At 40.7% G+C, this 26,362-nt stretch carries 24 protein-coding genes and 2 pseudogenes; 20 read left to right on the forward strand and 6 right to left on the reverse strand.

The annotated features are described in order from the left end of the window. Positions 1-45: 45 nt before the first annotated feature. From ACERCF_RS04430 to ACERCF_RS04475, 10 genes and pseudogenes are all read left to right on the forward strand, one after another. Entirely contained in the window at positions 46-1,590 is a 1,545-nt protein-coding gene (locus tag ACERCF_RS04430; RefSeq protein WP_373610110.1) for a sugar ABC transporter ATP-binding protein, read from the forward strand. Positions 1,591-1,601: 11 nt separating this feature from the next. Then, positions 1,602-2,630, forward strand: a complete 1,029-nt coding sequence (locus ACERCF_RS04435) for an ABC transporter permease (RefSeq protein ID WP_373610109.1) — start codon at positions 1,602-1,604, stop codon at positions 2,628-2,630. Positions 2,631-2,871: 241 nt separating this feature from the next. Continuing rightward, positions 2,872-4,005 (forward strand): annotated as a pseudogene (locus ACERCF_RS04440) (Gfo/Idh/MocA family protein). Between the two features lie 260 nt (positions 4,006-4,265). Then, positions 4,266-5,357: a hypothetical protein gene (locus ACERCF_RS04445; protein ID WP_373624748.1), complete on the forward strand. Its 1,092-nt coding sequence runs from the start codon at positions 4,266-4,268 to the stop codon at positions 5,355-5,357. Beyond that, on the forward strand, positions 5,357-5,803 hold the full coding sequence (locus tag ACERCF_RS04450; protein ID WP_373624749.1) for a three component ABC system middle component: 447 nt from the start codon (positions 5,357-5,359) through the stop codon (positions 5,801-5,803). Before ACERCF_RS04445 ends, ACERCF_RS04450 begins: the two co-directional genes overlap by 1 nt. Next, positions 5,800-7,794, forward strand: coding sequence for a DUF3732 domain-containing protein (locus tag ACERCF_RS04455; protein WP_373624750.1), 1,995 nt, complete (start codon positions 5,800-5,802; stop codon positions 7,792-7,794). Before ACERCF_RS04450 ends, ACERCF_RS04455 begins: the two co-directional genes overlap by 4 nt. A 218-nt stretch (positions 7,795-8,012) precedes the next feature. Beyond that, positions 8,013-8,387, forward strand: a complete 375-nt coding sequence (locus ACERCF_RS04460) for a transposase (RefSeq protein WP_373624751.1) — start codon at positions 8,013-8,015, stop codon at positions 8,385-8,387. Positions 8,388-8,428: 41 nt separating this feature from the next. Further along, on the forward strand, positions 8,429-8,686 hold the full coding sequence (locus ACERCF_RS04465; RefSeq protein WP_373624752.1) for an IS3 family transposase: 258 nt from the start codon (positions 8,429-8,431) through the stop codon (positions 8,684-8,686). After that, positions 8,611-8,928 (forward strand): DDE-type integrase/transposase/recombinase, encoded by a 318-nt coding sequence (locus ACERCF_RS04470; protein WP_373624754.1) that lies wholly within the window; start codon positions 8,611-8,613, stop codon positions 8,926-8,928. Before ACERCF_RS04465 ends, ACERCF_RS04470 begins: the two co-directional genes overlap by 76 nt. A 168-nt stretch (positions 8,929-9,096) precedes the next feature. After that, entirely contained in the window at positions 9,097-9,192 is a 96-nt protein-coding gene (locus ACERCF_RS04475) for an IS3 family transposase (protein WP_373624787.1), read from the forward strand. Between the two features lie 88 nt (positions 9,193-9,280). On the opposite strand, the gene iolG is transcribed toward ACERCF_RS04475, so the two are convergent. The 3 genes from iolG to iolD all read right to left on the reverse strand — a co-directional run bounded on the left by iolG (position 9,281) and on the right by iolD (position 13,220). Continuing rightward, positions 9,281-10,291: an inositol 2-dehydrogenase gene (gene iolG / locus ACERCF_RS04480; protein ID WP_373624755.1), complete on the reverse strand. Its 1,011-nt coding sequence runs from the start codon at positions 10,289-10,291 to the stop codon at positions 9,281-9,283. Position 10,292: 1 nt separating this feature from the next. Further along, the gene (gene iolE, locus ACERCF_RS04485) at positions 10,293-11,189 is read right to left on the reverse strand and encodes a myo-inosose-2 dehydratase (RefSeq protein ID WP_373624756.1); all 897 of its coding nucleotides are present in this window, start codon (positions 11,187-11,189) and stop codon (positions 10,293-10,295) included. A gap of 96 nt (positions 11,190-11,285) precedes the next feature. After that, positions 11,286-13,220, reverse strand: a complete 1,935-nt coding sequence (gene iolD / locus ACERCF_RS04490) for a 3D-(3,5/4)-trihydroxycyclohexane-1,2-dione acylhydrolase (decyclizing) (protein WP_373624757.1) — start codon at positions 13,218-13,220, stop codon at positions 11,286-11,288. Between the two features lie 293 nt (positions 13,221-13,513). Between iolD and ACERCF_RS04495 the strand changes: the two genes are divergently transcribed. The 4 genes from ACERCF_RS04495 to ACERCF_RS04510 all read left to right on the forward strand — a co-directional run bounded on the left by ACERCF_RS04495 (position 13,514) and on the right by ACERCF_RS04510 (position 19,377). Further along, the gene (locus ACERCF_RS04495; protein WP_373624758.1) at positions 13,514-15,430 is read left to right on the forward strand and encodes a bifunctional 5-dehydro-2-deoxygluconokinase/5-dehydro-2-deoxyphosphogluconate aldolase; all 1,917 of its coding nucleotides are present in this window, start codon (positions 13,514-13,516) and stop codon (positions 15,428-15,430) included. A 262-nt stretch (positions 15,431-15,692) separates the two neighbouring features. Beyond that, positions 15,693-17,033, forward strand: coding sequence for an alpha-L-fucosidase (locus tag ACERCF_RS04500; RefSeq protein ID WP_373624759.1), 1,341 nt, complete (start codon positions 15,693-15,695; stop codon positions 17,031-17,033). Positions 17,034-17,035: 2 nt separating this feature from the next. Continuing rightward, on the forward strand, positions 17,036-18,376 hold the full coding sequence (locus tag ACERCF_RS04505; protein ID WP_373624760.1) for a PTS sugar transporter subunit IIC: 1,341 nt from the start codon (positions 17,036-17,038) through the stop codon (positions 18,374-18,376). Positions 18,377-18,555: 179 nt separating this feature from the next. Continuing rightward, complete coding sequence (locus ACERCF_RS04510; protein ID WP_373610100.1) at positions 18,556-19,377, forward strand: MurR/RpiR family transcriptional regulator; 822 nt, start codon at positions 18,556-18,558, stop codon at positions 19,375-19,377. 31 nt (positions 19,378-19,408) lie between these two features. Here ACERCF_RS04510 and ACERCF_RS04515 read toward each other — a convergent pair whose 3' ends face one another. From ACERCF_RS04515 to def, 3 genes are read right to left on the reverse strand one after another with little or no spacing between them, the layout of a single operon-like run. Then, complete coding sequence (locus ACERCF_RS04515) at positions 19,409-19,651, reverse strand: PTS sugar transporter subunit IIB (protein ID WP_373624761.1); 243 nt, start codon at positions 19,649-19,651, stop codon at positions 19,409-19,411. 33 nt (positions 19,652-19,684) lie between these two features. Further along, entirely contained in the window at positions 19,685-20,611 is a 927-nt protein-coding gene (gene rfaD, locus ACERCF_RS04520) for an ADP-glyceromanno-heptose 6-epimerase (protein WP_373610098.1), read from the reverse strand. A gap of 60 nt (positions 20,612-20,671) precedes the next feature. Continuing rightward, entirely contained in the window at positions 20,672-21,184 is a 513-nt protein-coding gene (def, locus tag ACERCF_RS04525) for a peptide deformylase (protein WP_373610097.1), read from the reverse strand. 87 nt (positions 21,185-21,271) lie between these two features. Between def and dprA the strand changes: the two genes are divergently transcribed. From dprA to rplA, 6 genes and pseudogenes are all read left to right on the forward strand, one after another. Further along, entirely contained in the window at positions 21,272-22,411 is a 1,140-nt protein-coding gene (gene dprA, locus ACERCF_RS04530) for a DNA-processing protein DprA (RefSeq protein ID WP_373624762.1), read from the forward strand. Between the two features lie 122 nt (positions 22,412-22,533). Further along, a complete protein-coding gene (secE, locus tag ACERCF_RS04535) occupies positions 22,534-22,947 on the forward strand; it encodes a preprotein translocase subunit SecE (RefSeq protein ID WP_373624763.1) in 414 nt (137 codons plus the stop codon). Position 22,948: 1 nt separating this feature from the next. Further along, a complete protein-coding gene (nusG, locus tag ACERCF_RS04540) occupies positions 22,949-23,512 on the forward strand; it encodes a transcription termination/antitermination protein NusG (protein WP_373624764.1) in 564 nt (187 codons plus the stop codon). An 81-nt stretch (positions 23,513-23,593) separates the two neighbouring features. Further along, positions 23,594-24,919: pseudogene (locus ACERCF_RS04545) on the forward strand (IS3 family transposase). A 197-nt stretch (positions 24,920-25,116) separates the two neighbouring features. Continuing rightward, the gene (gene rplK / locus ACERCF_RS04550) at positions 25,117-25,545 is read left to right on the forward strand and encodes a 50S ribosomal protein L11 (RefSeq protein ID WP_025235141.1); all 429 of its coding nucleotides are present in this window, start codon (positions 25,117-25,119) and stop codon (positions 25,543-25,545) included. A 4-nt stretch (positions 25,546-25,549) separates the two neighbouring features. Then, positions 25,550-26,239: a 50S ribosomal protein L1 gene (gene rplA, locus ACERCF_RS04555; RefSeq protein ID WP_373624765.1), complete on the forward strand. Its 690-nt coding sequence runs from the start codon at positions 25,550-25,552 to the stop codon at positions 26,237-26,239. The last annotated feature ends 123 nt before the right edge of the window (positions 26,240-26,362 follow it).

Genomic DNA, 26,362 nt, shown 5'->3' on the forward strand with positions numbered 1-26,362 from the left:
CTGCCTTCCGGCTGAGGCCGGAGGGCGTTTTTTTACGGAGGTTGTATGTCTACTCCCTTACTTGAAGTGAAAGATCTGACAAAAAGTTTCTCTGGTGTAATGGCACTCAATGGCGTGAAACTGACTGTGGGAAAAGGCGAGGTTCACGCACTGTTGGGTGAAAACGGTGCAGGAAAATCGACCTTATTAAAGGCACTTTCAGGCGCTCAGCCACAAACAAGTGGCGAAATTATCTTTAACGGTGAAACCTTAAGTTTGAGCGATTCACCGTTTGATCGCCAACTCAAAGGCATCGTAACGATTTATCAAGAATTTAACTTACTACCGAATATGACGGTTGCTGAAAATTTCTTTTTGGGCAGAGAACCGGTGAAAGGTTTATTCGTTAATGAAAAAGCCGTTAATGATGAAGCACAGATGGTGCTAGATAATCTAGGCTTAAATATCAAACCAGATACCCAAGTCTCCTGTTTAAGTGTTGCTCAACAACAGATGGTTGAGATTGCCAGAGCGATGACCTTAAACGCGAAATTGATCATTATGGACGAGCCGTCTGCGGCATTAAGTGATAAAGAGGTTGAGAAACTTCATCAAATTGTAAGAGATCTTAAAAGTCGTGGTGTGAGTGTTATCTATGTTACCCATCGCTTAAATGAAGTGTTTGCCTTATGCGATCGCTTTACCGTTTTCCAAGATGGTCGTTATTCCGGCGAAAGCGAGGTAAAAAATGTTACGGTTGATGGCATCATTCGAATGATGGTAGGTCGTGAAGTTGCCTTTACACGTCGTCCACCTGAGGAAACCCATCATACTCATCGTCCTGTGCGTTTAGCAGTAAAAAATTTACATCGTGAAAAACCGGCACTTGATCCTCACGGCATTGCATTACACGGTGTGTCTTTCAACATTCACGAAGGCGAAGTGTTAGGTATTGCAGGCTTAGTCGGTGCTGGTCGAACTGAAATTGCTCGCTGTTTATTTGGAGTGGAAAACTATACTGCTGATGAAATCAGCCTAGATGGCAAACCTTATGCAGCAACTTCCCCATTAGATGCTTTAGAAAAAGGGGTGGCATTAGTGCCAGAAGATCGTAAAAAAGAAGGTCTGGTGTTAGGCTTACCGATTAAAACTAATATGACATTGCCGATTTTGAGTAAATTGCTTAAAGGCAATCTGTTTGTCGATAATCAAAAAGAAGATGCTTTAATTGAAACTTATCGCCAAGCACTGCGAATTAAAATGGCAAGTAGCGAGTTAGAAGCTCGTAAATTGTCAGGTGGTAATCAGCAGAAAGTGATTTTGGCACGCTGTATGGCGTTAAATCCAAAGGTGCTAATCGTTGATGAACCGACACGAGGTATTGATGTGGGGGCGAAATCGGAAGTTCACCAAGTGTTGTTTGATATGGCAAAACAAGGTGTAGCAGTATTGGTTATTTCCTCCGACTTGCCTGAAATTATGGCAATTTCAGACCGTATTATTACGTTATCTGAGGGAAGGGTAACAGGTGAAATTCACGGCGATGATGCGACCGAAGAAAAATTAATGTCAATGATGGCTGTTGGTGTTCAACGTGGGCACGCAGCGTAAGAGAGGTTTGTATGGCAACACAATTTTTAAAAAATCTGGGAATGGTCGATGACAAAGGCAAAATCGATTTTATCGCTTTCTTTGAACGCTTTGGGGTACTGATTTTCTTAATTTTGTTAGTGATTTTCTTCACTTCACAAAACAGTGCCTTCCTATCTCAACGCAATATTTATAATGTTTTAACCGAAGTATCGATCTTCGGCATTATGGCAGTGGGTATGACCTTTGTGATTTTAACCGCAGGGATTGACCTTTCTGTCGGCTCAATTTTAGCGGTAACAGCAATGTTTGCTGCTTATGTCATCAAAGGCGATAATACAGTTACGGTTGAGCCGGGGGCTTGGGGCGGTATGAGCTGGTTACTGGGCTTAGGTATCTGCTTAGCACTTGGTACATTTATTGGCTGGTTACACGGACTAGGTGTTACCAAACTTAAATTACCTCCTTTCATTGTTACTCTTGGTGGTATGACTATTTGGCGTGGTGTTACTTTAGTATTAAATAACGGCTCACCAATTGCTGGTTTTGATGAAGGCTACCGCTGGTGGGGACGTGGTGATATTTTAGGTGTACCAGTGCCGGTAGTGATTTTTGCCGTAGTCGCCATTATCGGTTACTTCGCATTGCATAAAACCCGCTGGGGACGCTATGTGTACTCGGTAGGCGGCAACCCGGAAGCAGCCCGTTTAGCGGGTGTTAATATTAACCGTACCTTAGTCAGTGTTTATGTGGTGATCGGAGCATTGGCGGGACTTGCCGGTTTCATTCTCTCCGCCCGTTTAGGCAGTGCCGAATCTGTTGCTGGTGTTTCTTTTGAGTTACGTGTAATTGCCTCAGTGGTTATCGGCGGAACTTCCCTAATGGGAGGATACGGACGAGTCACAGGCACCATCATCGGCTCAATTATTATGGGCGTATTGATAAACGGTTTAGTGCTGATGGACGTTTCCGCTTACTACCAACAAATCATTATGGGCTTAATCATCATCCTTGCCGTTGCCTTCGATACCTATGCGAAGAGCAGACGAGGAGCGTTATAGATAGCTAACACAAGCGGTCTGATTTTGTAAAAATTTTGCAAAACCAGACCGCTTGTTTATTACCCCCCTCTTTAGAAAAGAGGGGGTGGGGGAGATTTGACAGGAGAGATTAGCGTAGAAAATAATCCAAAAATTCAATGTATTATTCTCTTTCGCTATCCGTCACTACTGCCAAATTTCTCTTACCCTCGAGCCGTTCAAAGAAAGGATATTACATATTCTTAAAGATTAAGGATACTTTATGAAAACCATCAAAATCGGCTTAGTTGGCACCGGCTATATTGGTCGCTGCCACGCCATTGCCTACGCTCAAGCCCCTACCCTCTTTCCACTTAAAGGCAAAATCCAACTGGAATACCTTGCCGAAATCAACCAAGCATTAGCCGATCAAAAAGCCCAAGAATTTGGCTTTCAGCGTGCTACTGACGATTGGCGAAAATTGGTTGCTGATCCGAATGTCGATGTGGTTGACATTTGCACACCAAATTTTCTGCACAAAGAAATTGCCTTAGAAGCGATTAAACACGGCAAACACGTCTATTCAGAAAAACCGCTTGCACTCACCGCCCAAGATGCCAAAGAAATGGTGATTGCCGCTCAACAAGTAGGAGTTAAAACCTTGGTCGGTTTCAACTATATCAAAAATCCAACCACCCAACTGGCTCGCCAAATTATTCAAAACGGCGAAATCGGCGAGGTGGTGCATTTCTACGGCACGCATAACGAAGATTATCTCGCCAACCCTAATACCCCGATTGATTGGCACTGCTACAAAGCCAAAGCCGGGCTTGGTACGTTGGGGGATTTAGCCGCACATATTGTCAGTATCGCACACTATTTGGTTGGTTCAGACATTGAGCGTGTTATCGGCGATATGCAAACAGTGATTGAAGAACGCCCGAATCCGCACAATCCGGCAGAAAAAATCAGAGTAGAAAACGAAGATTAGGCAAGTAGTCTTGTGCGATTTGCTAATGGGGTAATGGGCACGCTCGAAAGCTCACGCATTGCCTGCGGGCGTAAAATGGGGCTGACCTATGTCGTAACCGGCACCAAAGGCTCGCTCAGCTACACCCAAGAACGAATGGCAGAACTCAAACTTTATCTGCACGATGATGACAAATCCCGCCAAGGATTTAAAACGATTTTAGTCGGTCCTGATCACCCCGATTATACCGCATTCTGCGTGAGTGCCGGACACGGTATCGGCTTTAACGGCCAAAAATCGGTTGAAATCCGTGATCTGATTAACGGTATCGCCGTAGACGAACCAATGTATCCCGATTTTGAAGAGGGCTATAAAATCTCCCGTGTATTGGAAGCGATAGCAAAATCGGCGGAGGAGAGAAGGTGGGTATCTATAAGAGAAATCTAGATGAAAGATCCCATTTTGCTTTTTCAAATACGAAACTATAGAATACCTTTCATTCTAAAATAAAAGGTATTTGTCATTTAGTTTGTAGTAGGCATTAAAGGAATCAAACTATGATGTAAATAAGTTATACGAGAAAATTTTTAAAAAAATTAAAAAGTTACCTAATCTTACATTCTTAGGTTAGGGATATTCATAGCAGTATGGTTTTCTGTATGTAATTACATGGGTTATATATAAAAATAGTAGTTATGGATCATAATATGATAAAAGAAACAAAAAATTCAGCTTTAGCTACAGTACGATCATTTCATTACCAAGTACTTATTGGATTAATGAAATGTTATGATATGAATGAGGGGGATACAGTTTATATTGAAAAAGATGGAGATGTGAGTCTGATAGCTCAGAATTGCCAAGGAATACAAATAGAAGCTAAAGACTTTTCTGATAATCTAACCGATCATCATACTAATTTTTGGAAAACATTGAAAAACTGGTTATTGCCTGAATTTAATCATAAACAATATAGCTCTTTAATTTTACATACTACTCAACCTTTTGGGGCTAGATCTAAATTGAAGCAGTGGAATAATCTTTCTGCAGAAGAGAAGTTATATTTGCTGAAAGATATTAATCAGTCTAGAATTAATAATGATAGCGATATTTCTAGGTTTGAGGATATGGTTTTAAGTAATAATGAAGAACTTCTAAAAGAAGTTATATCTAAATTCTATATATTTACAGAACAAGAAAAAGAAGATGAATTAATTAGAAGTATATATTTAAGAATAGCGTTATCGGGAATACCTGAGGGAAATATATCAGCTTACAAAGATAGTCTTATTGGGTTTGTTTACAATCAAGGTAATAAAACCAGATGGAGTATATCATATAAAGATTTTCATCTAAAATTAATGAATTTAACTCATCAGTTTTCACGAAGTGTATTTACTTTTCCTCAATTTGAGGTTCGTGAAGCAACAACGGATGAAGTTATAGAAAATTTACAAAAAGACTTTGTTATTAAAATTATAGATATTGATTATTCAGAAGTTGTTCCTACTGCTATAGGAGATTACATTCAATTAATTAGTTCTCTTGATCAGGAATTAGATAATTATCCCAAATATTATGAGTATACAAAGGAGTATCAAGCCCAATTAATAGAACGGTATAAGAGTAAATACAGAATAGCAAAGAGAAATAAAAAAAATCCTCAAGATCTATATGATGATATGATAGGTGAAAGCCCTTCATCAATCGGAGAGATTACTCCACATTTATCTTATAAAAATGGCCTAATTCATGATGCTATGAATAGTGACATTGATCTAAAATGGGAGGTAAAATAATGAATACGATAGATGCTCTATATTTAATAAAGTATAATCCATTTAAATGCAGTAATTACATTTATTCTTTTTATAATAACCTAAAAATAAAAGAAAATAACCTTCTGTTGTTACCCTTAATAATACCATTATGTACTCACCCAGTACTATCTTATAAAATAGAGAAATCGAATAAAAGAAGCTCTATTTATACAATTTTCTTTAATAATCATAAAGAAATGTATGATCTTCAAGATAGAGTTAACCATTTTAGGACATTGTCATTAAATAGTTTAGAATATTGTTTGATTAATGAATGGCTAGAGATATCTAATAAGAATCTATATTGTTATAAGACAACAGAAAGCAATATGGTGAAACATGTTAAAATAGCAGAAAAACTCTCTAACTTATTTAATCCTTACTCAATCATTGAGATATATACTATCCTTGGAGTAAAACCATGAAAACAATAATATATGAAATCGGCGTTTTAGATAAAGAAGGATCTATACATAAGATAATGCTCAAAGAAGGGCTAAATATTATCACTGGAAAATCATCTACTGGGAGAAGCGCAATAATAGAAATTTTTGATTATTGCTTTGCTAGTAGTGAATATACTGTGCCTAGTGGAGTAATTACTGAAGCTGCAGAATTATATTATTTATACATTCAAATTAATGAAGAGTTCTTTGTACTAGGTAGGAAAGCAAATAATAATAGAAGATGCTTCTTTAGTAGGGAAAATAGTTATATTTTTAATAAGATAAATATTGATTATTTTGATGATAGAAAGTTTATAGATATTAATAACTATAAAGAACAGTTAAATAAACTATTTATGGATTTTTCGGATGTTGATGAATCTATAATAGCTAAAGAGCATAGAGGTAAACCCCAAGGAAAACCTTCTATTCGTGATTTTATATCTTTTAATCTACAACATCAGAATCTTATTGCAAATAAACATGCTATTTTCTACAGATTTGATGAAAAGGATAAAAGGGATAGAATAATTTACTTTATTAAAATATTCTTAGGGTTTGTCGATCAGCGATTCTATATTTTATCTCAACAAAAAGAAGAGTTGGAATATAATATAAAATATATAAAAAAGGAAAAGACACTCCACGAAAAATATATAGTTAAAAATTCACCATTAATTAAATATAAATTAGATATAATCTCTTCTTTAATGGGAGCTGATAAACTACCAGTAACACAAGAAGATGTTTTAACAAATCCAGATGATGCAAAATTTTTATTAGATGAATTCATTACATTAGAAAAAATTAATCATAATTCAGATAGAATATCGAAGCATTATCAAGAATTATACGTAGAGTTGAATAAATACAATTCTGTATTAAGAAATATGTATATAAAGAGAGATAGTATAAAAGCAAGTTTAAAAACTGAAATATCGCTATCCAGTCATTTAGCTAATATGGATATACCTAGTGAAGTAGTTATTGGTCATGTAGAGTGCCCTTTCTGCCATTCTAAGAATGATTCATTGACAGATAGTGCAAAAGCATTAAATGATGCTATTGAACACTTATCAGATAGATTAACTCTAAATTCCAAACTAAAATCGCAGTTAGAAACTTCTTTAGAAGAAGTCAAGAATGATATTAAAAACATTAAATCAAAGATTCAAAATATCACTCAATCATTAGAGCTTATTAAAACTCAGAGTCAAAACATATCAAAATTGAATAATGTTATTGAAGCACTTGGAATGGCTAAAGGAGAATTGTTCTTCATGATAGATAATCTATCAAGTTGGAAAAATAATCCTGTCTATGATGAGGATATAGATAAATTAAAGAAAAAAATTGAAGAAATAAACTTTATTTTAGGAAAATACAATATAGAGCATGAGATCAAGAGAGCTGAAAATAGAATAAACAACATTATGGCTGAGTTAGGGAATCATTTTGACTTCGAAGATAAATATAAGCCAATCAAATTAAAATTCTCGTTAGAGAATTTTAATTTATATCATGAATCTACCAATGAACGAATCTATCTAAGAACAATGGGTAGTGGAGCAAATTGGTTATATAGTCATCTTACTTTGTTTTTAGCTTTACACCAATATTTTATTGAGAATAAAAATTGTATTATTCCATCAATATTATTCTTAGACCAACCTACACAAGTGTATTTTCCTAACTTTAAAAAAGATAATTATGACACATTTAACAAAGAACTTATTAAAGAGCTAGAAAATAATCAGGAACATTATGATGACGATATTAAATCAGTTGAAAATCTATTTATACAATTAGCTCGATATTGCAAGATTCTAAAAGAAAAACATGGATATTCTCCGCAAATTATAGTTACTGATCATGCAGATGACCTAGAATTAGGTGATGAATTCAGATTTCAGGATTTTGTAAATAATAATAGATGGAGGAAACGAGGTTTTATTGATATTGGTTACTAAAATCTTGGTGTAGTAGATAAAAGCGTTGGTTTTAATTATTTTTTAGTGATTACTACCAACTCTTTCTATTTAAAAATACCTTTAAGACTAAATTGAAGAAAAGGATAATAAGTAAAACGGCATATAGGACAAAATAGTTGGTCTTTTTACATTTTATGTGCCAGTAAAACACATGATCTATCCCCAAAAACCTGGACACCTAATTTGAGGTGCAGATTATGTCCTATTCTTACCAATTTCGTTTAAACATTATCAAACTCGTCACTGAACAGGATTTTGGTATCCGTGAAGTCGCTAAACTTCATCAGATTTCTCATTCCCTTGTCATTAATTGGCTAAAAGAATTTTACGAACGGGGCTTAGAGGGCGTAAAATCTCCCTGCACTAAACCTAAATCCCTCAAAATAGCGAAGCCTAAAATGAAGAAGAAAGACATTGAAATCCCCGAGCCAACCGACCTTTCGCCCCAAGCGTTTAAAAAGTTACAACGCGAGTTAGCCTTAGCTAGTGCGGAGATTGCCTACCTAAAAAAGTTGGAGGAGCTCGACCTTCAAAAACGACGGCAGAAAAAAGGACTGTCATTGAAGAACTAAGGTCAGCACACGGTTTAAATGACCTACTTCGAGTTGCCCAAATGTCTCGTTCTACCTTTTATTATCAACAGGTTAAGCGAGACTATACACAAGCTAAAGAGGCGATTTTATCGTTGTATCACGAGAGTAAACAGCGTGACGGCTATCGTCCTTTAACCTTAAAACTACGGCAAATCGGCTTGGGTTTAAATCACAAAACGGTGTTGAAATTAATGAAAGCCTTATGCATTCGTTTGATTTTACGCAAGAAAAGGCACGGAAAACGGGGAAAACCTCACATATTGCACCGAATGTGCTGAATCGTGATTTTACGGCAACAGCTCTCAATCAAAAATGGGTAACCGATGTGACGGAATTTCACATTGGGCAAGAAAAACTCTACTTTTCGCCGTTAATGGATTTAGCCAATCGGGAAATTATTGCGTATCATTTTGCTACACGCCCGAAGTTCCCCTTAGTCAAAAGGATGTTAGAACAAGAACTTAGCCGACTTAAACCGACAGACTGCCCGATTATTCACAGTGACCAAGGGGTATCATAGGGTACAGAAGAATGGATAAAGGTGTTGGAAGGCAGGGCAATAATACGCAGTATGAGTCGCAGAGGAAACTGCCACGACAATGCGGTCATTGAGAGTTTCTTTGCTATATTAAAATCGGAGTGCTTTTACTCACGCACTTATACTTCAATCGCTGAATGACAGACAGAAATTGAAGAATATGTGGTGTATTATAACCAAAAACAAGTTAAACTTGATTTAAACGGATTGAGCCCAGTACAATACCGAACTCAATATTTAAGTTAATAAACTGTCCAACTTTTGGGGGGGCAGATCAACAAGTGGTCGATTTTGCAAATTTTTTTGCAAAACCGACCGCTTGTCTATTTACTTATTAAGCTACTTCATTCAATTTCACAGGGCGATTTTCTTCCAGTGATTTTTTCGCAGCGAGAGCAATTAGCACAGGCTGTAAGCCGTCATTGCCGTTTACCGGTGTTGGTTTGTCGTTTACGACAGAATCCACGAAGCAGCTGATTTCGTCAGCGAAAGATTGCATATAGCGTTCTAAGAAGAAGTATTTTGGTTTTTCTGCAATCACGCCATTTTCGCCAGAGAACACCGCTGTTGAACCTGTGTCGTTAGTGATGTGGATTGCTCCTTTTGAGCCAAATACTTCTGCTCGTTGGTCATAACCGTAAGCAGCTTTACGGCTGTTGTCGATCACGCCGATTGCTCCATTTGCTAATTTGAGCGTAATTACCGCAGTATCGATGTCGCCTGCTTTGCCAATTTCAGGGTTTACCAGAACGGTACCCACCGCAAACACTTCTTCCACTTCGCTGCCAGAGAGGTAACGAATCATATCGAAGTCGTGAATGGTCATATCGAAGAACATTCCACCAGAGACTTTCACATATTCAATTGGCGGGGCTTCCGGGTCACGGGAAGTGACTCGGATAACGTGCGGTTCACCAATATCACCTGCCGCCACACGGTCTTTAATCGCTTTGAAGTTATGGTCGAAGCGACGGTTAAAGCCCACTTGGAATTTTACACCGGCTTTTTCGACTGCACTCAATACTTCACGGATTTTAGCTGGGTCTGAATCTACCGGTTTTTCACAGAAAACGTGTTTGCCAGCCTGTGCTGCCTCAATCGAAATCGGGGCGTGAGTATTGGTGGAAGAGCAGACCAATACCGCATCAATTTCCGGATCTTGCAGGATTTTTTTATAGTCATCATAGACTTCCGGAATACCCATCGATTTTGCCCAAGCGGTCAATTCTTCGGTAATTTTTACATCAGAGATTGCTTTGATTTCAGTACCTTTAACATATTTGCTAATACTTTCAGAATGCACACGACCAATACGGCCTGCACCAATAATACCTACTTTTAACATATTAAACTCCTGCGGTTTCACGGATATAGTTTCTGCCTTTTAAGGCGTATTCAAATGGGTTTGCGATTGCTGGATCTTGTTCTGCTTCTACCACCATCCAGCCTTTGTAATCGTGTTTTTCGAGAATGTCGAAGATTGGTTTGAAATCAATCACACCATCGCCCGGCACGGTAAATGTGCCTTTTTTCACACCTTCTAAGAAGCTCAAATCTTTCGCTTTCACTTCTGCAACAACTTCATCTCGCACATCTTTTAAGTGCACGTGGATAATACGGTCGATATATTTTTCCAGCACGCCGAGCATCGCTTTTTGGCAACCCTCTGAGTAGTACAGATGACCTGAATCGAACAGCAAGTAAACATCATCATTCACTTCTGCCATATAACGATCCACTTCTTCAGGCGTTTGAATACCCGTTCCCATATGGTGATGCAGGCAGACTTTCATTCCTTTTTCGGCGGCAAGTTTCGCCAATTCGTTATAGCCTTCTGCCATACGTTTCCAATCTTCATCGTTGAAAATCGGTTTTTCTTTGAACACAGATTTGGTTGTGCCTTGAATACTACGACTCTGTTCGGAACAGCCGATCACTTTTGCACCCATTGCGTGCAGGAAATCACGGTGTTTGATGAACTCGGCAATGGTCTCTTCCCGCTTACCGTCCACAAAGAAGGTGCTGAACCACGCATTACAGATTTGAATGCCACGCACGTCCAGCTTATGTTTTAACACGGCAACATCACGCGGATATTTATTACCCACTTCACAGCCCGTGTAGCCGGCAAGTGCCATCTCACTCACACACTGCTCGAAAGTGTTTTCTGCACCCAGTTCAGGCAAGTCATCGTTTGTCCAGCCGATAGGGGCGATACCTAATTGAATGTTTTCTGCTTTCATAGAGAAACCTCGTTTGATTGAGTTAATTTATTTTCCGTAGGGGCGAATTGCAACTCGCCCCTACAAGCGGTGATTTTTCGTCAATTTTTTGCAAAATTAGTATTTTCTCGCTTTTGCTAACTGCTCTTGCGATCTCGTTCTGGCTTGTTGAATACGTTCGCTTTCCGATACTTCTGCCACACCAACGTGCCACCAGCAGCCGTAGCCGTGAGCCATCGTTTTCGGCAACACTTTAATATCAATCAGCGTTGAAACAGTTTGCTGTTTCGCGTCTTGAAGAGCTGAACGCAGTTCGGCTTCGTTGGTCACACGGTAAGTTTTGCAGCCGTATGCTTCGGCGTTTTTAGCAAAATCAATCGGCACTAAACCGCCGTTGAGCTGGTTGCTTTGCACATTACGGAAGCGGAATTCCGTGCCGAAGCTGTCCATTCCGTTGCCGATTTGCAGGTTGTTGATACAGCCGTTTGCCATATTGTCGAACAGCACCACGTTGATTTTTTTACCTTCTTGGATAGAAGTCACTAACTCGGTGTGCGCCATTAAGTAAGAGCCGTCGCCAAGTAAGGCGTAAACTTCTTGCTCAGGGCGAGCGATTTTCACGCCGACCGCCGCACTGACTTCGTAACCCATACAGGAGTAGCCGTATTCAAGGTGATAGGTCTCTTCGCCTTTGCTCAACCAAGTACGTTGTAAATCGCCTGGTAAGCTACCAGCAGCAGCGACGATAATGCCATCGTTTTCAATGGTTTCGTTCACGATACCGAGTACTTGGGATTGGGTTAATTGTGAGCCGGTGAGCTTGATAAATTCGTTATGAACCGCTTTGTGATCCAAGTTATCGTTGATTTCAGGGGTGAAATCCGGGCTGTATTGCACCGCGCGCAGGCGTTTGATTTCTTCGGCAAAGTCCGCTTTGGCGGTGGCAATTTCATTACCCCATTGTGCTTGGTAGCTGCTTGGGAGCTTAGCCAGCAATGCTTCAAGCGTTGCTTTGGCATCAGCCACAATTTGCACGCCGTCTAATTTGTAGGCATCGAAACGTGCCACGTTGATATTTAAGAACTGCACGTCCGGATTTTGGAATATCCATTTCGAAGAAGTGGTGAAGTCGGTGTAGCGTGTGCCGATACCGATGACTAAATCGGCTTCTTTCGCCAAGCGGTTTGCCGCTAAACAGCCAGTTTCGCCGACACCGCCCACGTTCAATTCGTAGTCGGAAACCACCGCACTTTTACCCGCTTGGGTTTCTGCAAATGGAATACCAAACTGTTTTGCAAATTTTTGCAGGATTTGACCCGCTTGTGAGTAGCGTACACCTCCCCCGCAGACGATCAGCGGTTTTTTCTTGGCAGTAATTAGTTTCACCGCATCATTCAGCATCGCTTCGGTTGGCAGATTGCGCTCCAAACGGTGAACGCGTTTTTGTAGGAAGCTGTTCGGGAAGTCAAAGCTTTCTGCTTGCACGTCTTGCGGAAGTGCAATGGTCACAGCCCCAGTTTCTGCCGGATCAGTCAGTACGCGGAAGGCATTGATACAGGCACTCATCAACTGCTCTGGACGTTGCACACGATCCCAGTATTTGCTGACCGCACGGAATGCATCGTTGGTGCTGATACTTAAATCGTAAGATTGCTCAATTTGTTGTAGTACAGGGTCTGGTTGGCGGGTGGCAAACACATCGCCCGGTAATAACAGAAGTGGAATGCGGTTGGCGGTTGCGGTTGCCGCAGCGGTAAGCATATTGGCAGCACCCGGTCCAACAGAGGAAGTGCAAGCAATAATTCTTTGGCGTAAGTTCTGTTTTGCAAAACCCATCGCCAAGTGTGCCATACCTTGCTCATTTCTGCCTTGGTAGAGCGTTAGGCTGCCTGCATCTTGTGCCAGTGCTTGCCCGATGCCCAGTACGTTGCCGTGGCCGAAAATGGCGGCAACGCCGTGAACAAATTTGATTTCCTTGCCATCGACTTCCAAATATTGATTATCTAAAAATTTAACCAATGCTTGAGCGACTGTCAGTCTGGTTGTTTGCATAGTGCATTCTCCATAATGTGCGTGTCGCCAGCCGAGCAGAACGCTACAAGCGGGCGATTATTCAGAAAAGTTTGCAAATGAAAAATTTATTTCATTTATCATAACAGGTAAATCGAGAAAAAGATGTGATCTACCTCGCATTTCTTCAAATTAATCTGCATTTGATGTTATATAGTACAAAGATGAGAACTACATCACAGAAATGATAATTTAAATAGAATAAAATTGAAATAAATGTTTCGTTTTTGTATGATGATAAAAATTCAATCCATTTTTGTTGAAAGGAGCAGGTTATGGCTACGGTAAATCATCAAGATCGACCTCTCGATCTTATCTGTCTAGGACGTGTTGCGGTCGATCTCTACGGGCAACAGATCGGTTCTCGTTTGGAAGAGATGACTACATTCTCAAAATATCTTGGCGGTTCATCCGGCAACGTGGCATATGGTACGGCGGTGCAAGGTTTACGTTCATCGATGTTGGCGCGTGTGGGTGACGAACATATGGGGCGTTTCCTGCGTGAAGAGCTACAAAGTGTTGGCGTGGATACCAGCCACTTGATTACCGATAAAGAGCGTTTAACGGCGCTGGTGATTTTAGGGATTAAAGATAAAGAGACTTTCCCACTGATTTTCTATCGCGACAACTGTGCGGATATGGCGATCACCAAAGACGACTTCAGCGAAGCCTATATTGCTTCCAGCCGTGCGCTGGCGATTACCGGCACGCACCTTTCTAACCCGAAAACCCGTGAAGCGGTGCTGACCGCCTTAGAATATGCGGGCAGAAATGACGTAAAACGCGCGTTGGATATTGACTATCGTCCGGTGCTTTGGGGGCTGACTTCACTTGGCGATGGTGAAACCCGTTATATCGACAGTGCGGAAGTGACCAAATCTCTACAAGAAGTGCTACACCATTTTGACGTGATTGTGGGCACAGAAGAAGAGTTCCATATTGCAGGCGGTTCTACCGACACGCTCACTGCACTGAAAAATGTGCGTAAAGTGTCGAATGCGGTGTTAGTGTGCAAACGCGGTGCATTAGGTTGCTCCGTGTTTGAAGGCGAACTACCGAACGATTTAGACGGCGGTTTGAATGTGTACGGCGTGCGTGTGGAAGTGCTGAACGTACTGGGTGCAGGCGATGCGTTTATGTCCGGCTTACTGCGTGGTTACTTAAATAATGAAGGTTGGGAACAAGCGTGTCGTTATGCGAATGCGTGCGGGGCGTTAGTGGTTTCCCGCCACGGCTGCTCGCCGGCAATGCCGACCAAACGTGAGTTGGATGACTACTTAACCCGTGCGGCCAGCGTGCCACGTCCGGATTTAGACGAGTGTTTAAACCATTTACACCGTGTGACAACCCGCAAAAAATCGTGGGAAAATCTCTGCATTTTTGCGTTCGATCACCGTAAACAGTTGGTCGATATGGCAAACAAAGTCGGCGCAGATGTGGCGCGTTTACCGAAGCTCAAACAGCTTCTGTTAAAAGCGATGGAGCAGACCGCCGCAGCGGCAGGGCTTCCACAAAATCAAGCAGGGATTTTGGCGGATACCACTTTCGGACAAGATGCACTGAATGAAATTACCGGTAAAAACTACTGGATTGCTCGCCCGATTGAAGAGCCATCTTCTCGCCCGCTTGAATTGGAATACGGCGATTTAGGCACACAGCTTTCTGCTTTCCCACGCGATCACGTCATCAAATGCTTGGCGTTCTACCACCCAACCGATGAAAGCGGTTTAAAAGCACGCCAAGATCGCAAATTAAAAGAAGTGTACCAAGCGTGCTGCCGCACCGGCCACGAGTTGCTGTTAGAGATCATCTTACCGGCCGGTATGCCACAAGATGAACACTACTACAATGAAGCGATCACCCATTTCTACCAACTCGGCATCAAACCGGAATGGTGGAAATTACCGGGCGTATCCACCGCACAATGGAAAGCGATTTCCGCCACCATTGATGCGAATGACCCAGATTGCCGTGGTATTCTGATCTTAGGTTTAGATGCACCGCTCGATGTGTTTAAAGCGACCTTTGAACAGGCGAAAGGCTGCGAAAAAGTCAAAGGCTTTGCGGTGGGCAGAACCATTTTCGGAAGCCCGTCCGAACAGTGGCTCGCCGGTCAGCTTGACGACAACGGCTTGATTGCGGCGGTATCTGAAAAATACCGTACCTTGATTGACTTATGGCAACAGCGTTAATTGCTTGATTAGACTTAACCCCTCGTAAAATGCGAGGGGTTTTCTTTTGCAAAAAATTGACAAAATCTGACCGCTTGATGCCCGAATTTTCCTCAAAATGGAAATATCGGGCAAATTTTTATCCTCAAAAAGCGAAATAAGTGTGATGAGCCTCACATTTTATTAACAATTTAGGGTGGTTTTTATGGAATAAATGGTTTTGTTTTTAAATAAGTGGAAAATATATTTCAATTTATTCCATCAGAAAAATAGGAGTCTGTCTATGAGTACGAAACCGTCACCAACTCGCTTCCACGCTAGTTGGGAATCGATCAAGCAGCACCAAGTGCCGGAATGGTACGATGATGCGAAATTCGGGATTTTTATTCATTGGGGGATTTATTCCGTGCCGGCGTTTGCGCCGCCGACTTGTCAATTAGGTGAGATCGATATTGACGAGCAGTGGTTTTGCAACAATCCGTATGCGGAGTGGTATTTCAATTCAATTAACGTCAAAAAAGGCCCAACTTACGAGCATCATATCAAAACCTATGGTGAAGATTTCGGCTATGAACAGTTTATTCCACAATGGAAAGCGGAAAAATGGCAACCTGCCGAATGGGCGGAGCTGTTTGCCAAAGCTGGTGCAAAATATGTGGTGCTGACCACTAAACACCACGACGGTTTCTGTTTATACCCAAGTAAATATACCGATTTCAACTGCACCCAAGCCGGCCCGCAACGTGATTTGATGGGCGAGCTGACTGAAAATGTGCGGGAGCAAGGCTTAAAAATGGGCGCTTACTACTCGGGCATTATCGATTGGACTTATTCCTCTGCCCCGATTTTCACCGAAAGTCAAAACTTCTCAAACGCTTGCCCGACTTACGAATACGCTGACTACGCCTATAAACAAGTGGTAGAGTTGATCGACCGCTATAAACCAGATGTATTGTGGAATGATATTGGCTGGCCAAAAGTGGGCGAGCATATGTTACCACACCTATTTGCTCATTATTACAACAGCGTTCAAGAGGGCGTAGTGGACGACCGCTGGAACAAACTATGGTGCGATTTCACCTCCAAAGAATACAAACACGGCGTGGCTTCCCGTGATAAGAAATGGGAAATGTGCCGTGGTATGGGCTTATCGTTCGGCTATAACCAGGTAGAAGACGAAAGCCATTTGATTTCGGTGAAAGACTTGATTTCCCTATTGGTAGAAACCGTAGCCGACAACGGCAATTTATTGCTGAATATCGGCCCGAAAGCAGATGGCACTATTCCGCAAGAGCAAGTTGAACGCTTATTAGCACTGGGGAGCTGGCTGGAAATAAATGGAGAGGGAATCTATAAATCCCGTTGTAGCCAACACCAAACCGAGCAAATCGGTGATGTAACCTATCGTTATACCAAAGTTGGGGCGGATCTCTATCTTTACATTGATGGCTTAACCGAAGCCCAAATCAGCTTGCCACTGTCAGTTTATGGTGAGCTACAAGCACTCAATACCGAGCTGAAATTTACCATTGAAAACACCGCACAAGGCAGAGTGTTACATATTCAAAACTACCAGCCGGATTGGTATGTATTAGGCTTTAAAATTGCAGATGGGGAGAAATAGGTATGTCCGTTTCACAACGTTTTATTGACTTTATGAATGCCCACGTTGCTCCAGTAGCACGTCGAATGGAAAATCAACCGCATATTTCCGCTATTCGAGACGGTTTTATTGTAGTGTTACCATTCTTAATTGTCGGCAGCTTTATTATGATTTTGCTAATTCCGCCATTTGATGAAAATACCCAAAATGCTTTCGGGCAAGCTTGGTGGCGTTTTGCGAATTGGGCAAGCCCTTACGGTTGGAATTTCTTCCAAATGTCGTTTAATGCGATTTCATTATTTACCTCTGCCAGTATCGCCTACAACCTTGCCAAAGCCTATAAAAGAGAGCCCCTGCCAGCGGCATTTCTCTCGGTAATGGCATTTTTGTTAGTGGCTGCACCGGTAAAAGACGGTATGATGGACATTAAATTCTTCGGTGGTATTGGGCTGTTCTCTGCTATCTTTATTGCTTTTTATTCGGTAGAAATGACCCGCTTGTTGGAGTTCCTGAAAATCAAAATCCGCTTACCGAAAGAAGTACCGCACGCAGTAGCGGAATCTCTCAATATTGTGATTCCAATTTTAGCGATTTTACTTACACTCTATCCGTTCTCTATTTGGGTAGAAAGTGAAACTGGTCGCAATATTCCGCAACTGATTATGGATTTTATGGCACCGCTTATTGCAGTAAGTGATTCTTTAGGAGCAATTTGCCTGTTCGTTATTGCCACTCATTTGCTCTGGTTCTTGGGGATCAATGGTTCGTTAGTGCTAATGCAACTTTGGACACCATTCCTACTGCAAAATATGGCAGCAAACTTAGCGGCGTTCCAAGCGGGTGAGCCATTGCCGTTCATTATTACGAACTCGTTCTGGGATTTCTATATCGTACACGGGGCATCGGGTGGGGTAATTGCATTAGCGTTCTTATTGGTTCGCAGTAAATCGGCACACTTACGCTCAATCGGGAAAATCGGTTTAGTACCATCATTCTTCTCTATCGGCGAGCCGATTGTTTATGGTGTACCAATGGTAGTAAATCCGCTCTTCTTTATTCCACTCATTCTAACTCCATTAGCCAATGCGGTAATTGCATATTTAATTTTGGATTTTGACCTCATCCACCGAATTTATCTAATGGCACCGTGGACGACACCTGCACCGATAGGTGCATATTTAGTGTCTGCCGGCGATATTTGGGCTCCGATATTAAGTATCTCTCTAATCATTTTAGATATCATTATCTACTACCCATTCTTTAAATTATATGAAAAGATTTGTATCGAAAAAGAGCAGCTACAAAATGTTGATCCGAAAGCAGAGCAGGATTTAATAGAAAAAGCTAAAATGGCGGCACAATAATTTCATATAAATGAAATATGAAATAAGGCTAATCAAATTTACTAAAATGATTAGCCTTTTATTTTGCAAAAAAATGAATAAATCTAACCGCTTATTAAAAAAACTACTATGTCTGATGATTTGTTAAGCTATAATAGCTCATCTTATTTTTAGCCCTCTATTTTAATAACTAATCATCTATGAATGAACCTACTCAACTTGCCCATTTTCAGGAAGAGATCCGTAAGCAATACGACGGATTAAGCAAACGACTCAAACAGGTCGCACAATATATTTTAGATAACGGAAACAGTGTAGTATTTGATACGGTTTCCACCATTGCCGAGCGTGCTGGCGTTCCGCCATCAACCCTTATCCGTTTTGCAAATGCAATGGGGTTTAACGGATTTAATGAAATCAAACAACTTTATCGCCAAAATATGATGGAAGGTACTTCTCGTTACACCGAGAGAGTGCAACTTTTTCGTCAAATTGAATCGCTTGATGAGAATAATGAACTCAATCATATTCTTGATGTATTCGTACAAGGCAACACTCAAGCGTTACAACAATTATCTGAGCAGATTAGCCAAGAGCAGTTAGCACAAACAGTAGATATTCTACATAGTGCTAAACGCATTTTTATTGTGGGGTTAAAACGCTCTTTCAGCATTGCTAACTATCTAAATTATGCGTTACACCACTTAGATTATGATGTATTTATGATTGATGGCTCTGGTGGAATGTTTGATGAGCAGCTGAGCCGAATTCGTGAAGGAGATGCAGTCATTGCAGTAAGTTTTTCGCCCTATGCAAATGAGACTTTAAATGTGGTTACTGCCACAGCTCGAGCAGGGGTAAAACATATTGCAATTACAGATAGCCAACTAAGCCCGCTGCTTTCTTTTAGCGATGTCTCTTTTATTATTAAAGAAGCTCAAGTAAGCGGTTTCCGTTCACAGTGTGCCACTATGACTTTGGCTCAAACAATAGCGGTTTCTCTTGCACTGAAAAATGCCTAAAAATTAGACCTGCGAATTGCAGGTCTAATTTTTAGCTGATTAGTGCTTTGATCTCATCACGATATTGAGCTGATTTCGTACCAAAAATAATCTGTTGGGTATCGCCAACTTTGACTACATCTACGGCACCTAGTTTTTTTAGTACGGATTTATTCAGTAGGCTGTTATCCTTTAACACCACTCTCAAGCGTGTTAAACAGGCATCTACTGTTTTAATATTCTCTTTGTTACCAAGAGCATTTATGATGTTAGTAACAATATCTTTATCAGACATATTTCCTCCCTTTGAAGAATATTTTAGAAAAACTTATCTATTCAACCACGCCATATATTCCGCTGTGCCTTCCGCAACAGTTTTGAATTTACCTGTGTAGCCGGCTGCACGGAGGTTGGTTAAATCTGCTTGGGTAAAGGTTTGGTAGCGAGATTTTAAATGATCCGGGAATGGGATCGTTTCAATTTCGCCTTTGCCGTGATATTTAATCACTGCATTTGCAACTTCTTGGAAGGATTCCGCATTGCCTGTGCCTAAATTGAAAATCCCTGAAATCCCATTTTGCCACGCCCATAGATTTACTTTTGCGACATCTTCTACATACACAAAATCACGCAAGAATTGTTCAGAACCTTCAAATAATTTTGGGTTTTCGCCTTTTAGCATTTGGTTGTTAAGGTGGAATGCCACGCTTGCCATTGAGCCTTTATGTTGTTCACGAGGTCCGTAAACATTGAAGTATTTGAAACCGCATACTGGCGATTCCGCTTCTGGCAGAATACGGCGAACATATTCATCAAATAAGAATTTTGAGTAGCCATAGGCATTTAATGGGCTTTCAAATTCACGTTTTTCGATAAAATTATCAGAGCGTCCACCGTATGTTGCGGCACTTGAGGCATAGAAAAACGGAATTTGGCGGTCTAAACAGAAGTGCAATAACTCTTTTGAATATTCATAGTTATTTTGCATTAAGTATTTGCCATCCCATTCGGTTGTGGCAGAGCAAGCTCCTTGATGGAAAACGGCATCAATCTCGCCAAAGTCATCACCTGCAATAATGGATGCGATGAAATCCTCTTTATCGCAATAATCGGCAATATCCAAATCCACTAAGTTGATGAATTTTTCACCGTTTTTTAGGTTATCTACCGCTAAAATATCTTTGCGACCGATTTCGTTTAACGCTTTTACTATATTGCTGCCAATCATTCCGGCAGCACCGGTTACGATGATCATTTTTCTATCCTTCTTGTTTTAATTTGCAAAATTTTTCGTTTTTTCTACCGCTTGTAGCCGTTACTTTGCCCTTGCAATCTGCTTTTTTAGCTTCTGCATTTTTTCTTTAATGCGTTGGCGTTTGAGGGCGGAAATATGATCCACAAACAGCACACCGTTTAAGTGGTCGATTTCGTGTTGAATGCAGATGGCGAAAAGCCCGTCTGCCTCGAAGACAATTTCCTCGCCTTTGCGATTTAAGGCTTTAACTTTCACTTTCTCTTTGCGTGGTACTAATGCACGATGTCCTGGAATGGAAAGACACCCTTCCTCAATGCCTGTTTCGCCGCAGCTTTCTAAAATTTCAGGGTTGATTAACACGACTTTATTGGTTTTATCGCCTTCAATATCGATGGTAATTACTCGTTTTAATACGCCCACTTGCGGTGCGGCAAGCCCGATGCCTTCGTGTTCGTACATTGTTTCAAACATATCATCAATAAAACGATTTAATTCTTCATCAACCTGTTCTACAGGTTTACACATTGTTGCCAACCCTTCATCAGGGTAGAGTACAACCTCTAATACTGCCATTTTTGTGATCTCACTCGAAAAGTTTAAAAAATTCGTTTGGCTATTTTAAACCTTTTCTTATTATTAGGGAAATGTTGAGGAATAAAAATGGCACATCAGTACAATTTATTACGATTATTGCAAGTTCCGCAGTTGGGTGCACAGCGAATTGGGCGATTATTGAGCGAGGTCGATTTTGCTCAGTTTTGTGATTATGACAAAATTCAGCTTAAGCAAATAGGCTGGAATGAAAAGCAAATTCAGCGTTGGTTTAATCCGGATAAACATTGGATTGAGCAGGCACTAACTTGGGCGGAGCAGCCGAATCAGCAAATCCTGAGTTTATTTGATAAAGCTTATCCTTTCTTGTTGCGGCAAATTTCCACCGCTCCGCCGATTTTATTTGTAAAGGGGAATGTCGAAAGCCTTGCTTTACCGCAAATTGCGATTGTCGGCAGTCGGGATTATTCGCCCTACGGTGAATATTGGGCAGGGCAATTTGCCGCTGACTTAGTGAAACATAATATGACAGTGACCAGCGGTTTAGCGATTGGAATTGATGGCTTTGCCCATAAAAAAGTGGTGGAAAATCAAGGGGTTACGGTTGCCGTGTTAGGCAGCGGATTAAACCGGATTTACCCTGCCCGCCATCAAAAACTGGCAGAGCAAATTGTCGAGTTAGGTGGTGCATTGGTGTCTGAATTTTCGCCTAATCAGCCCCCGATTGCTGAAAATTTCCCACGTCGAAACCGCATAATCAGCGGTTTATCGCTCGGCACTTTGGTGATTGAAGCAACCATCAATAGTGGCTCTTTAATTACCGCTCGCTATGCCCTTGAACAAGGTCGGGAAGTATTTGCGTTACCGAATGCGGTGCAAAACCCTTACGCACAAGGTTGCCATAAGCTGATTAAAGAAGGGGCATTGCTGGTGGAGTGTGTGGAGGATATGTTAGAAGCGGTCGCCTCTCAATACCAACCTCAACAAATCCCTTTGTTTGATGAGCCTAAGCCAATAGTAAGCACCTCTTTACAAGCGGTTAAAAACAGCGAAAAATTTGCAAAAAATCTGCCAAATCTGACCGCTTGCCAGCAGCAAATTTATCAGCATATCAGCTTAGAGCCTATTACGATTGATGATTTAGCCAAAGCAGCAGAAATGTCCGTAGAAACCTTGTTAGTGGAATTGCTCGGCTTGGAATTATTAGGCGTGATTAAGCAAGTGAGTGGGGGCTATGTGGCAAGTTGATCGTTTTTTAGAAGAAATTTAGCGAAAAATATATAAAAGATCGTGGCAACTTTTGTAGAAAATGATAGAATTTAACGCTTTAAAAATAAATATTCGATTTTTTATTCATTTCTAGGTTATATATGGCTACTGAGATTAAAACAAAGTCCCTTGAACAAGTTGAACAAAAAGGGGTAAAAGGCAAAGGTGCAAATACCGCATTATGGCTGATCGCAATTCTATTTTTAGCAGTTGCTGCAGTAGGTAATGCCTATTTTTCATCGCACTTTTCATTAATCGTTCGAGTGCTTTTATTAGTGGTTTTATTAGTTGGTGCAGTAGTATTAGCAGCCCTCACCAACCAAGGACAAAAAGCAATTCATTTTATAAAAGATTCTCGCACTGAGCTGCGTAAAATTATTTGGCCGACACGCCCTGAGGCAACGCAAACAACATTAATTGTTCTTGCGATGTGTGTGATTGTTGCATTAGTGTTATGGGGTATTGATTCTATTATCGTGGCATTAATTACATTTTTAACAAATTTAAGGTTCTAAAATGAGTGAAGTAGAAGTAAAAGAAACCAGCTCAAAACGTTGGTATGTATTACAAGCATTTTCAGGTTTTGAAAACCGTGTGGCAGTAACATTACGCGAATACATCAAACTTCATAAAATGGAAGAGCAGTTTGGCGAAGTATTAGTGCCAACCGAAGAGGTTGTAGAAAATGTGGGCGGTAAACGCCGTAAAACTGAGCGTAAATTCTTTCCGGGCTATGTATTAGTTGAAATGGAAATGAATGACGATACTTGGCACTTAGTGAAAAGCGTTCCCCGTGTAATGGGCTTTATTGGTGGTACAGCGGATCGCCCAGCACCAATTACCAAGCGTGAAGCCGATCGCATTCTAAACCGTGTTCAAGAAACGGCAGAAAAACCACGCCACAGAAAAGAGTTCCAACCAGGTGAAAGCATTCTTGTTACTGAAGGTCCGTTTGCAGACTTTACAGGTACAGTTGAAGAGGTGGATTACGAAAAAGGACGCTTGAAAGTTTCTGTATCGATTTTCGGTCGTGCAACGCCTGTTGAGCTTGAATTTGGTCAGGTTGAGAAACAAAGTTAATTGATCTTAAAATCCCACTTGAATATGATCTGCACCCCAAAAGCTGGATTAAATAACCAACTAATTAAGGTGCAGATTTTTATGACTAAATACAACCAATCTTTCAAACAACAAGTGATCGAATTTTACCTTCAAACCGAGAAAAATCACTCGCTTACTCGTCATTATTTTCAGCTAGAGAAAAGCACATTACGACTTTGGATTAACCAATATCATCATTATGGTTTCAATGTGTTAGCTGTTTTAGGTAAAAAGCAAACTTACTCCTCCGAATTCAAATTATCTGTGATACAAGCGGTTAAAAACGAGCAATTTTCTACAAAAAAGCCGCTTTGCATTTTGGCATTCCTTTCCCTGCTCTTATCAGCCAATGGTTGCAAGCCTTTGAGAAACAGGGTATAAACGGCTTATTACCTAAACCGAAAGGGCGTCCGTCAATGAAATCGAAATACCCGAAAATGCCTTCCCCCACCGAAAACCGAAGAAGAACGCTTGCGTTACCGTATTTTGGAGCTTGAAGCGGAGAATGCGATTTTAAAAAAGTTGCAGGAACTCAATCAAGAAAAAATGCGGAAAAAGCCAATGTCGTAAAGGCATTACGAGAGCAGTTTCCACTCGAAATCTTGTTACCCCTTATCGGTTTAAAACGCAGTACGTTCTTTTATCACCTTGCGGATAAAGTGGATAAAAATGCAGAAATTGAGCAGAAAATTGCTGAGATTTATCACGAAAACAAGGGTAACTATGGCTATCGTCGTATCACGCTGATATTGAGAAAAATAGGGGCAATTAACCATAAAAAAGTCCAAGCGATAATGCAAAAATTGGGGTTGAAAGGGAAATGTAAGTACCGAAAATATCGCTCGTATCAAGGAGAAGTGGGGCGGATTGCTGAAAATCGGTTACAGCAGGATTTTAACGCGACAAAGCCTAATGAGAAATGGGCAACCGATGTGACCGAGTTCAAATGTGCGGAAGATAAACTTTATTTATCACCGATTAAGGACTTATTTAATGGCGAAATCATCGCCTATGACTTGCAGAAACCCCGAATTTTAGCAGATAACTCGAATGATGAATCAAGCGGTAGCAAGGCTTGACGGTTCAACACCAATATTACATTCCGACCAGGGTTGGCAATATCAAACGCAGGGATTTCAGGCAATCTGCCGACAAAACGGCATTAGATAAAGTATGTTAAGAAAAGGACATTGCTTGGATAACAGTGCAATGGAAAGCTTTTTCGGGCGACTCAAAACGGAATGTTATTTTGGTAAGCGGTTTAACACGCTTGCTGAGCTTAAACAAACTATTCAAGAGTACATTCATTACTACAATAATGAGCGTATTCAAGTGAAACTAAAAGGACTAAGTCCTGTGGAATACAGAACTCAGTCCTTGAATTAGATTAGTCTAACTTTTTGGGGTCAGAACAATAGGTGGGATTTTGATTTTTTCGGCTAGGGCCAAAATACCGCTTGAAAAACGATCACAATTTCTCTATAATTCTGCCCTCATACGAGCTACTTGGCTCGTATTTTTATGTAAATAAACCACAGGGGAGCTGATTTTCAGCGTTATTACCCACAATAAAGGAAACTAAAATGGCAAAAAAAGTCCAAGCCTACGTTAAACTGCAAGTTGCAGCGGGTATGGCTAACCCATCACCACCAGTTGGTCCTGCATTAGGTCAGCAAGGTGTTAATATTATGGAATTCTGTAAAGCATTCAACGCTCGTACTGAGAGCTTAGAAAAAGGTTTACCGATTCCAGTTGTTATCACTGTATATGCAGATAAATCTTTCACATTCGTTACCAAAACTCCTCCAGCAGCAGTATTACTGAAAAAAGCGGTAGGTATCAAATCTGGTTCTGGTAAACCGAACAAAGATAAAGTGGGTACAGTAACTCAAGAACAAATCCGTCAAATTGCTGAAACGAAAGCAGCAGATATGACTGGTTCAACTATCGAAACCAAAATGAAATCAATCGCTGGTACAGCTCGTTCAATGGGCTTAATCGTAGAGGAATAATACAATGGCTAAATTGACTAAAAAAATGAAAGCAATTAAAGCTGGTGTAGATTCTACTAAAGCTTATGACATCAACGAAGCAGTTGAATTGTTAAAAAAATTCGCAACAGCGAAATTCGTTGAAAGCGTAGATGTTGCAGTAAACTTAGGTATCGACCCTCGTAAATCAGACCAAAACGTGCGTGGTGCAACGGTATTACCACACGGTACAGGTCGTACAGCTCGCGTTGCGGTGTTCACACAAGGTGCAAACGCAGAAGCAGCGAAAGCAGCGGGTGCAGATTTAGTAGGTATGGAAGATCTTGCAGAGCAAATCAAAAAAGGCGAAATGAACTTTGATGTTGTTATCGCTTCTCCAGATGCAATGCGTGTTGTAGGTCAATTAGGTCAAGTATTAGGCCCACGTGGCTTAATGCCAAACCCGAAAGTAGGTACTGTAACACCAAACGTTGCAGAAGCGGTTAAAAATGCAAAATCTGGTCAGATCCGTTACCGTAACGACAAAAATGGTATTATCCATACTACTATCGGTAAAGTTGATTTCTCAGCTGAACAATTAAAAGATAACTTAAACGCATTGTTAGCGGCATTAGTGAAAGCGAAACCAACAACAGCAAAAGGTATCTTTATCAAGAAAGTAAGCATCTCCACCACTATGGGTGCTGGTGTTGCTGTTGATCAAGCTTCACTTTAATTTCTAGTTAGAAGTTAAAACTTTACAGGGTTGCAGATTATCTGTATAATTTGCGACCTTAACTTGCGAGAGCAAGCTGATGGTGCTTAGCCTATCTAAGCCCCGTCTAAGACTGTAGGGGTG

It is taken from the genome of Mannheimia kashgarensis (assembly GCF_041807705.1).
Lineage (GTDB): Bacteria > Pseudomonadota > Gammaproteobacteria > Enterobacterales > Pasteurellaceae > Mannheimia.

Excerpts from the sequence above, each read along its gene's own strand:
- nusG (WP_373624764.1), top strand. The coding sequence starts at position 22,949 with ATGAGTGAAGTAGAAGTAAAAGAAACCAGCTCAAAACGTTGGTATGTA.
- ACERCF_RS04505 (WP_373624760.1), top strand. The coding sequence starts at position 17,036 with ATGTCCGTTTCACAACGTTTTATTGACTTTATGAATGCCCACGTTGCT.
- ACERCF_RS04500 (WP_373624759.1), top strand. The coding sequence starts at position 15,693 with ATGAGTACGAAACCGTCACCAACTCGCTTCCACGCTAGTTGGGAATCG.
- ACERCF_RS04515 (WP_373624761.1), bottom strand. The coding sequence starts at position 19,651 with ATGTCTGATAAAGATATTGTTACTAACATCATAAATGCTCTTGGTAAC.
- ACERCF_RS04460 (WP_373624751.1), top strand. The coding sequence starts at position 8,013 with ATGTCCTATTCTTACCAATTTCGTTTAAACATTATCAAACTCGTCACT.
- rplK (WP_025235141.1), top strand. The coding sequence starts at position 25,117 with ATGGCAAAAAAAGTCCAAGCCTACGTTAAACTGCAAGTTGCAGCGGGT.
- rplA (WP_373624765.1), top strand. The coding sequence starts at position 25,550 with ATGGCTAAATTGACTAAAAAAATGAAAGCAATTAAAGCTGGTGTAGAT.
- dprA (WP_373624762.1), top strand. The coding sequence starts at position 21,272 with ATGGCACATCAGTACAATTTATTACGATTATTGCAAGTTCCGCAGTTG.
- def (WP_373610097.1), bottom strand. The coding sequence starts at position 21,184 with ATGGCAGTATTAGAGGTTGTACTCTACCCTGATGAAGGGTTGGCAACA.
- ACERCF_RS04455 (WP_373624750.1), top strand. The coding sequence starts at position 5,800 with ATGAAAACAATAATATATGAAATCGGCGTTTTAGATAAAGAAGGATCT.
- ACERCF_RS04495 (WP_373624758.1), top strand. The coding sequence starts at position 13,514 with ATGGCTACGGTAAATCATCAAGATCGACCTCTCGATCTTATCTGTCTA.
- ACERCF_RS04450 (WP_373624749.1), top strand. The coding sequence starts at position 5,357 with ATGAATACGATAGATGCTCTATATTTAATAAAGTATAATCCATTTAAA.
- iolE (WP_373624756.1), bottom strand. The coding sequence starts at position 11,189 with ATGAAAGCAGAAAACATTCAATTAGGTATCGCCCCTATCGGCTGGACA.
- iolD (WP_373624757.1), bottom strand. The coding sequence starts at position 13,220 with ATGCAAACAACCAGACTGACAGTCGCTCAAGCATTGGTTAAATTTTTA.
- rfaD (WP_373610098.1), bottom strand. The coding sequence starts at position 20,611 with ATGATCATCGTAACCGGTGCTGCCGGAATGATTGGCAGCAATATAGTA.
- iolG (WP_373624755.1), bottom strand. The coding sequence starts at position 10,291 with ATGTTAAAAGTAGGTATTATTGGTGCAGGCCGTATTGGTCGTGTGCAT.
- secE (WP_373624763.1), top strand. The coding sequence starts at position 22,534 with ATGGCTACTGAGATTAAAACAAAGTCCCTTGAACAAGTTGAACAAAAA.
- ACERCF_RS04445 (WP_373624748.1), top strand. The coding sequence starts at position 4,266 with ATGATAAAAGAAACAAAAAATTCAGCTTTAGCTACAGTACGATCATTT.
- ACERCF_RS04470 (WP_373624754.1), top strand. The coding sequence starts at position 8,611 with ATGCATTCGTTTGATTTTACGCAAGAAAAGGCACGGAAAACGGGGAAA.
- ACERCF_RS04430 (WP_373610110.1), top strand. The coding sequence starts at position 46 with ATGTCTACTCCCTTACTTGAAGTGAAAGATCTGACAAAAAGTTTCTCT.
- ACERCF_RS04510 (WP_373610100.1), top strand. The coding sequence starts at position 18,556 with ATGAATGAACCTACTCAACTTGCCCATTTTCAGGAAGAGATCCGTAAG.
- ACERCF_RS04435 (WP_373610109.1), top strand. The coding sequence starts at position 1,602 with ATGGCAACACAATTTTTAAAAAATCTGGGAATGGTCGATGACAAAGGC.
- ACERCF_RS04465 (WP_373624752.1), top strand. The coding sequence starts at position 8,429 with ATGTCTCGTTCTACCTTTTATTATCAACAGGTTAAGCGAGACTATACA.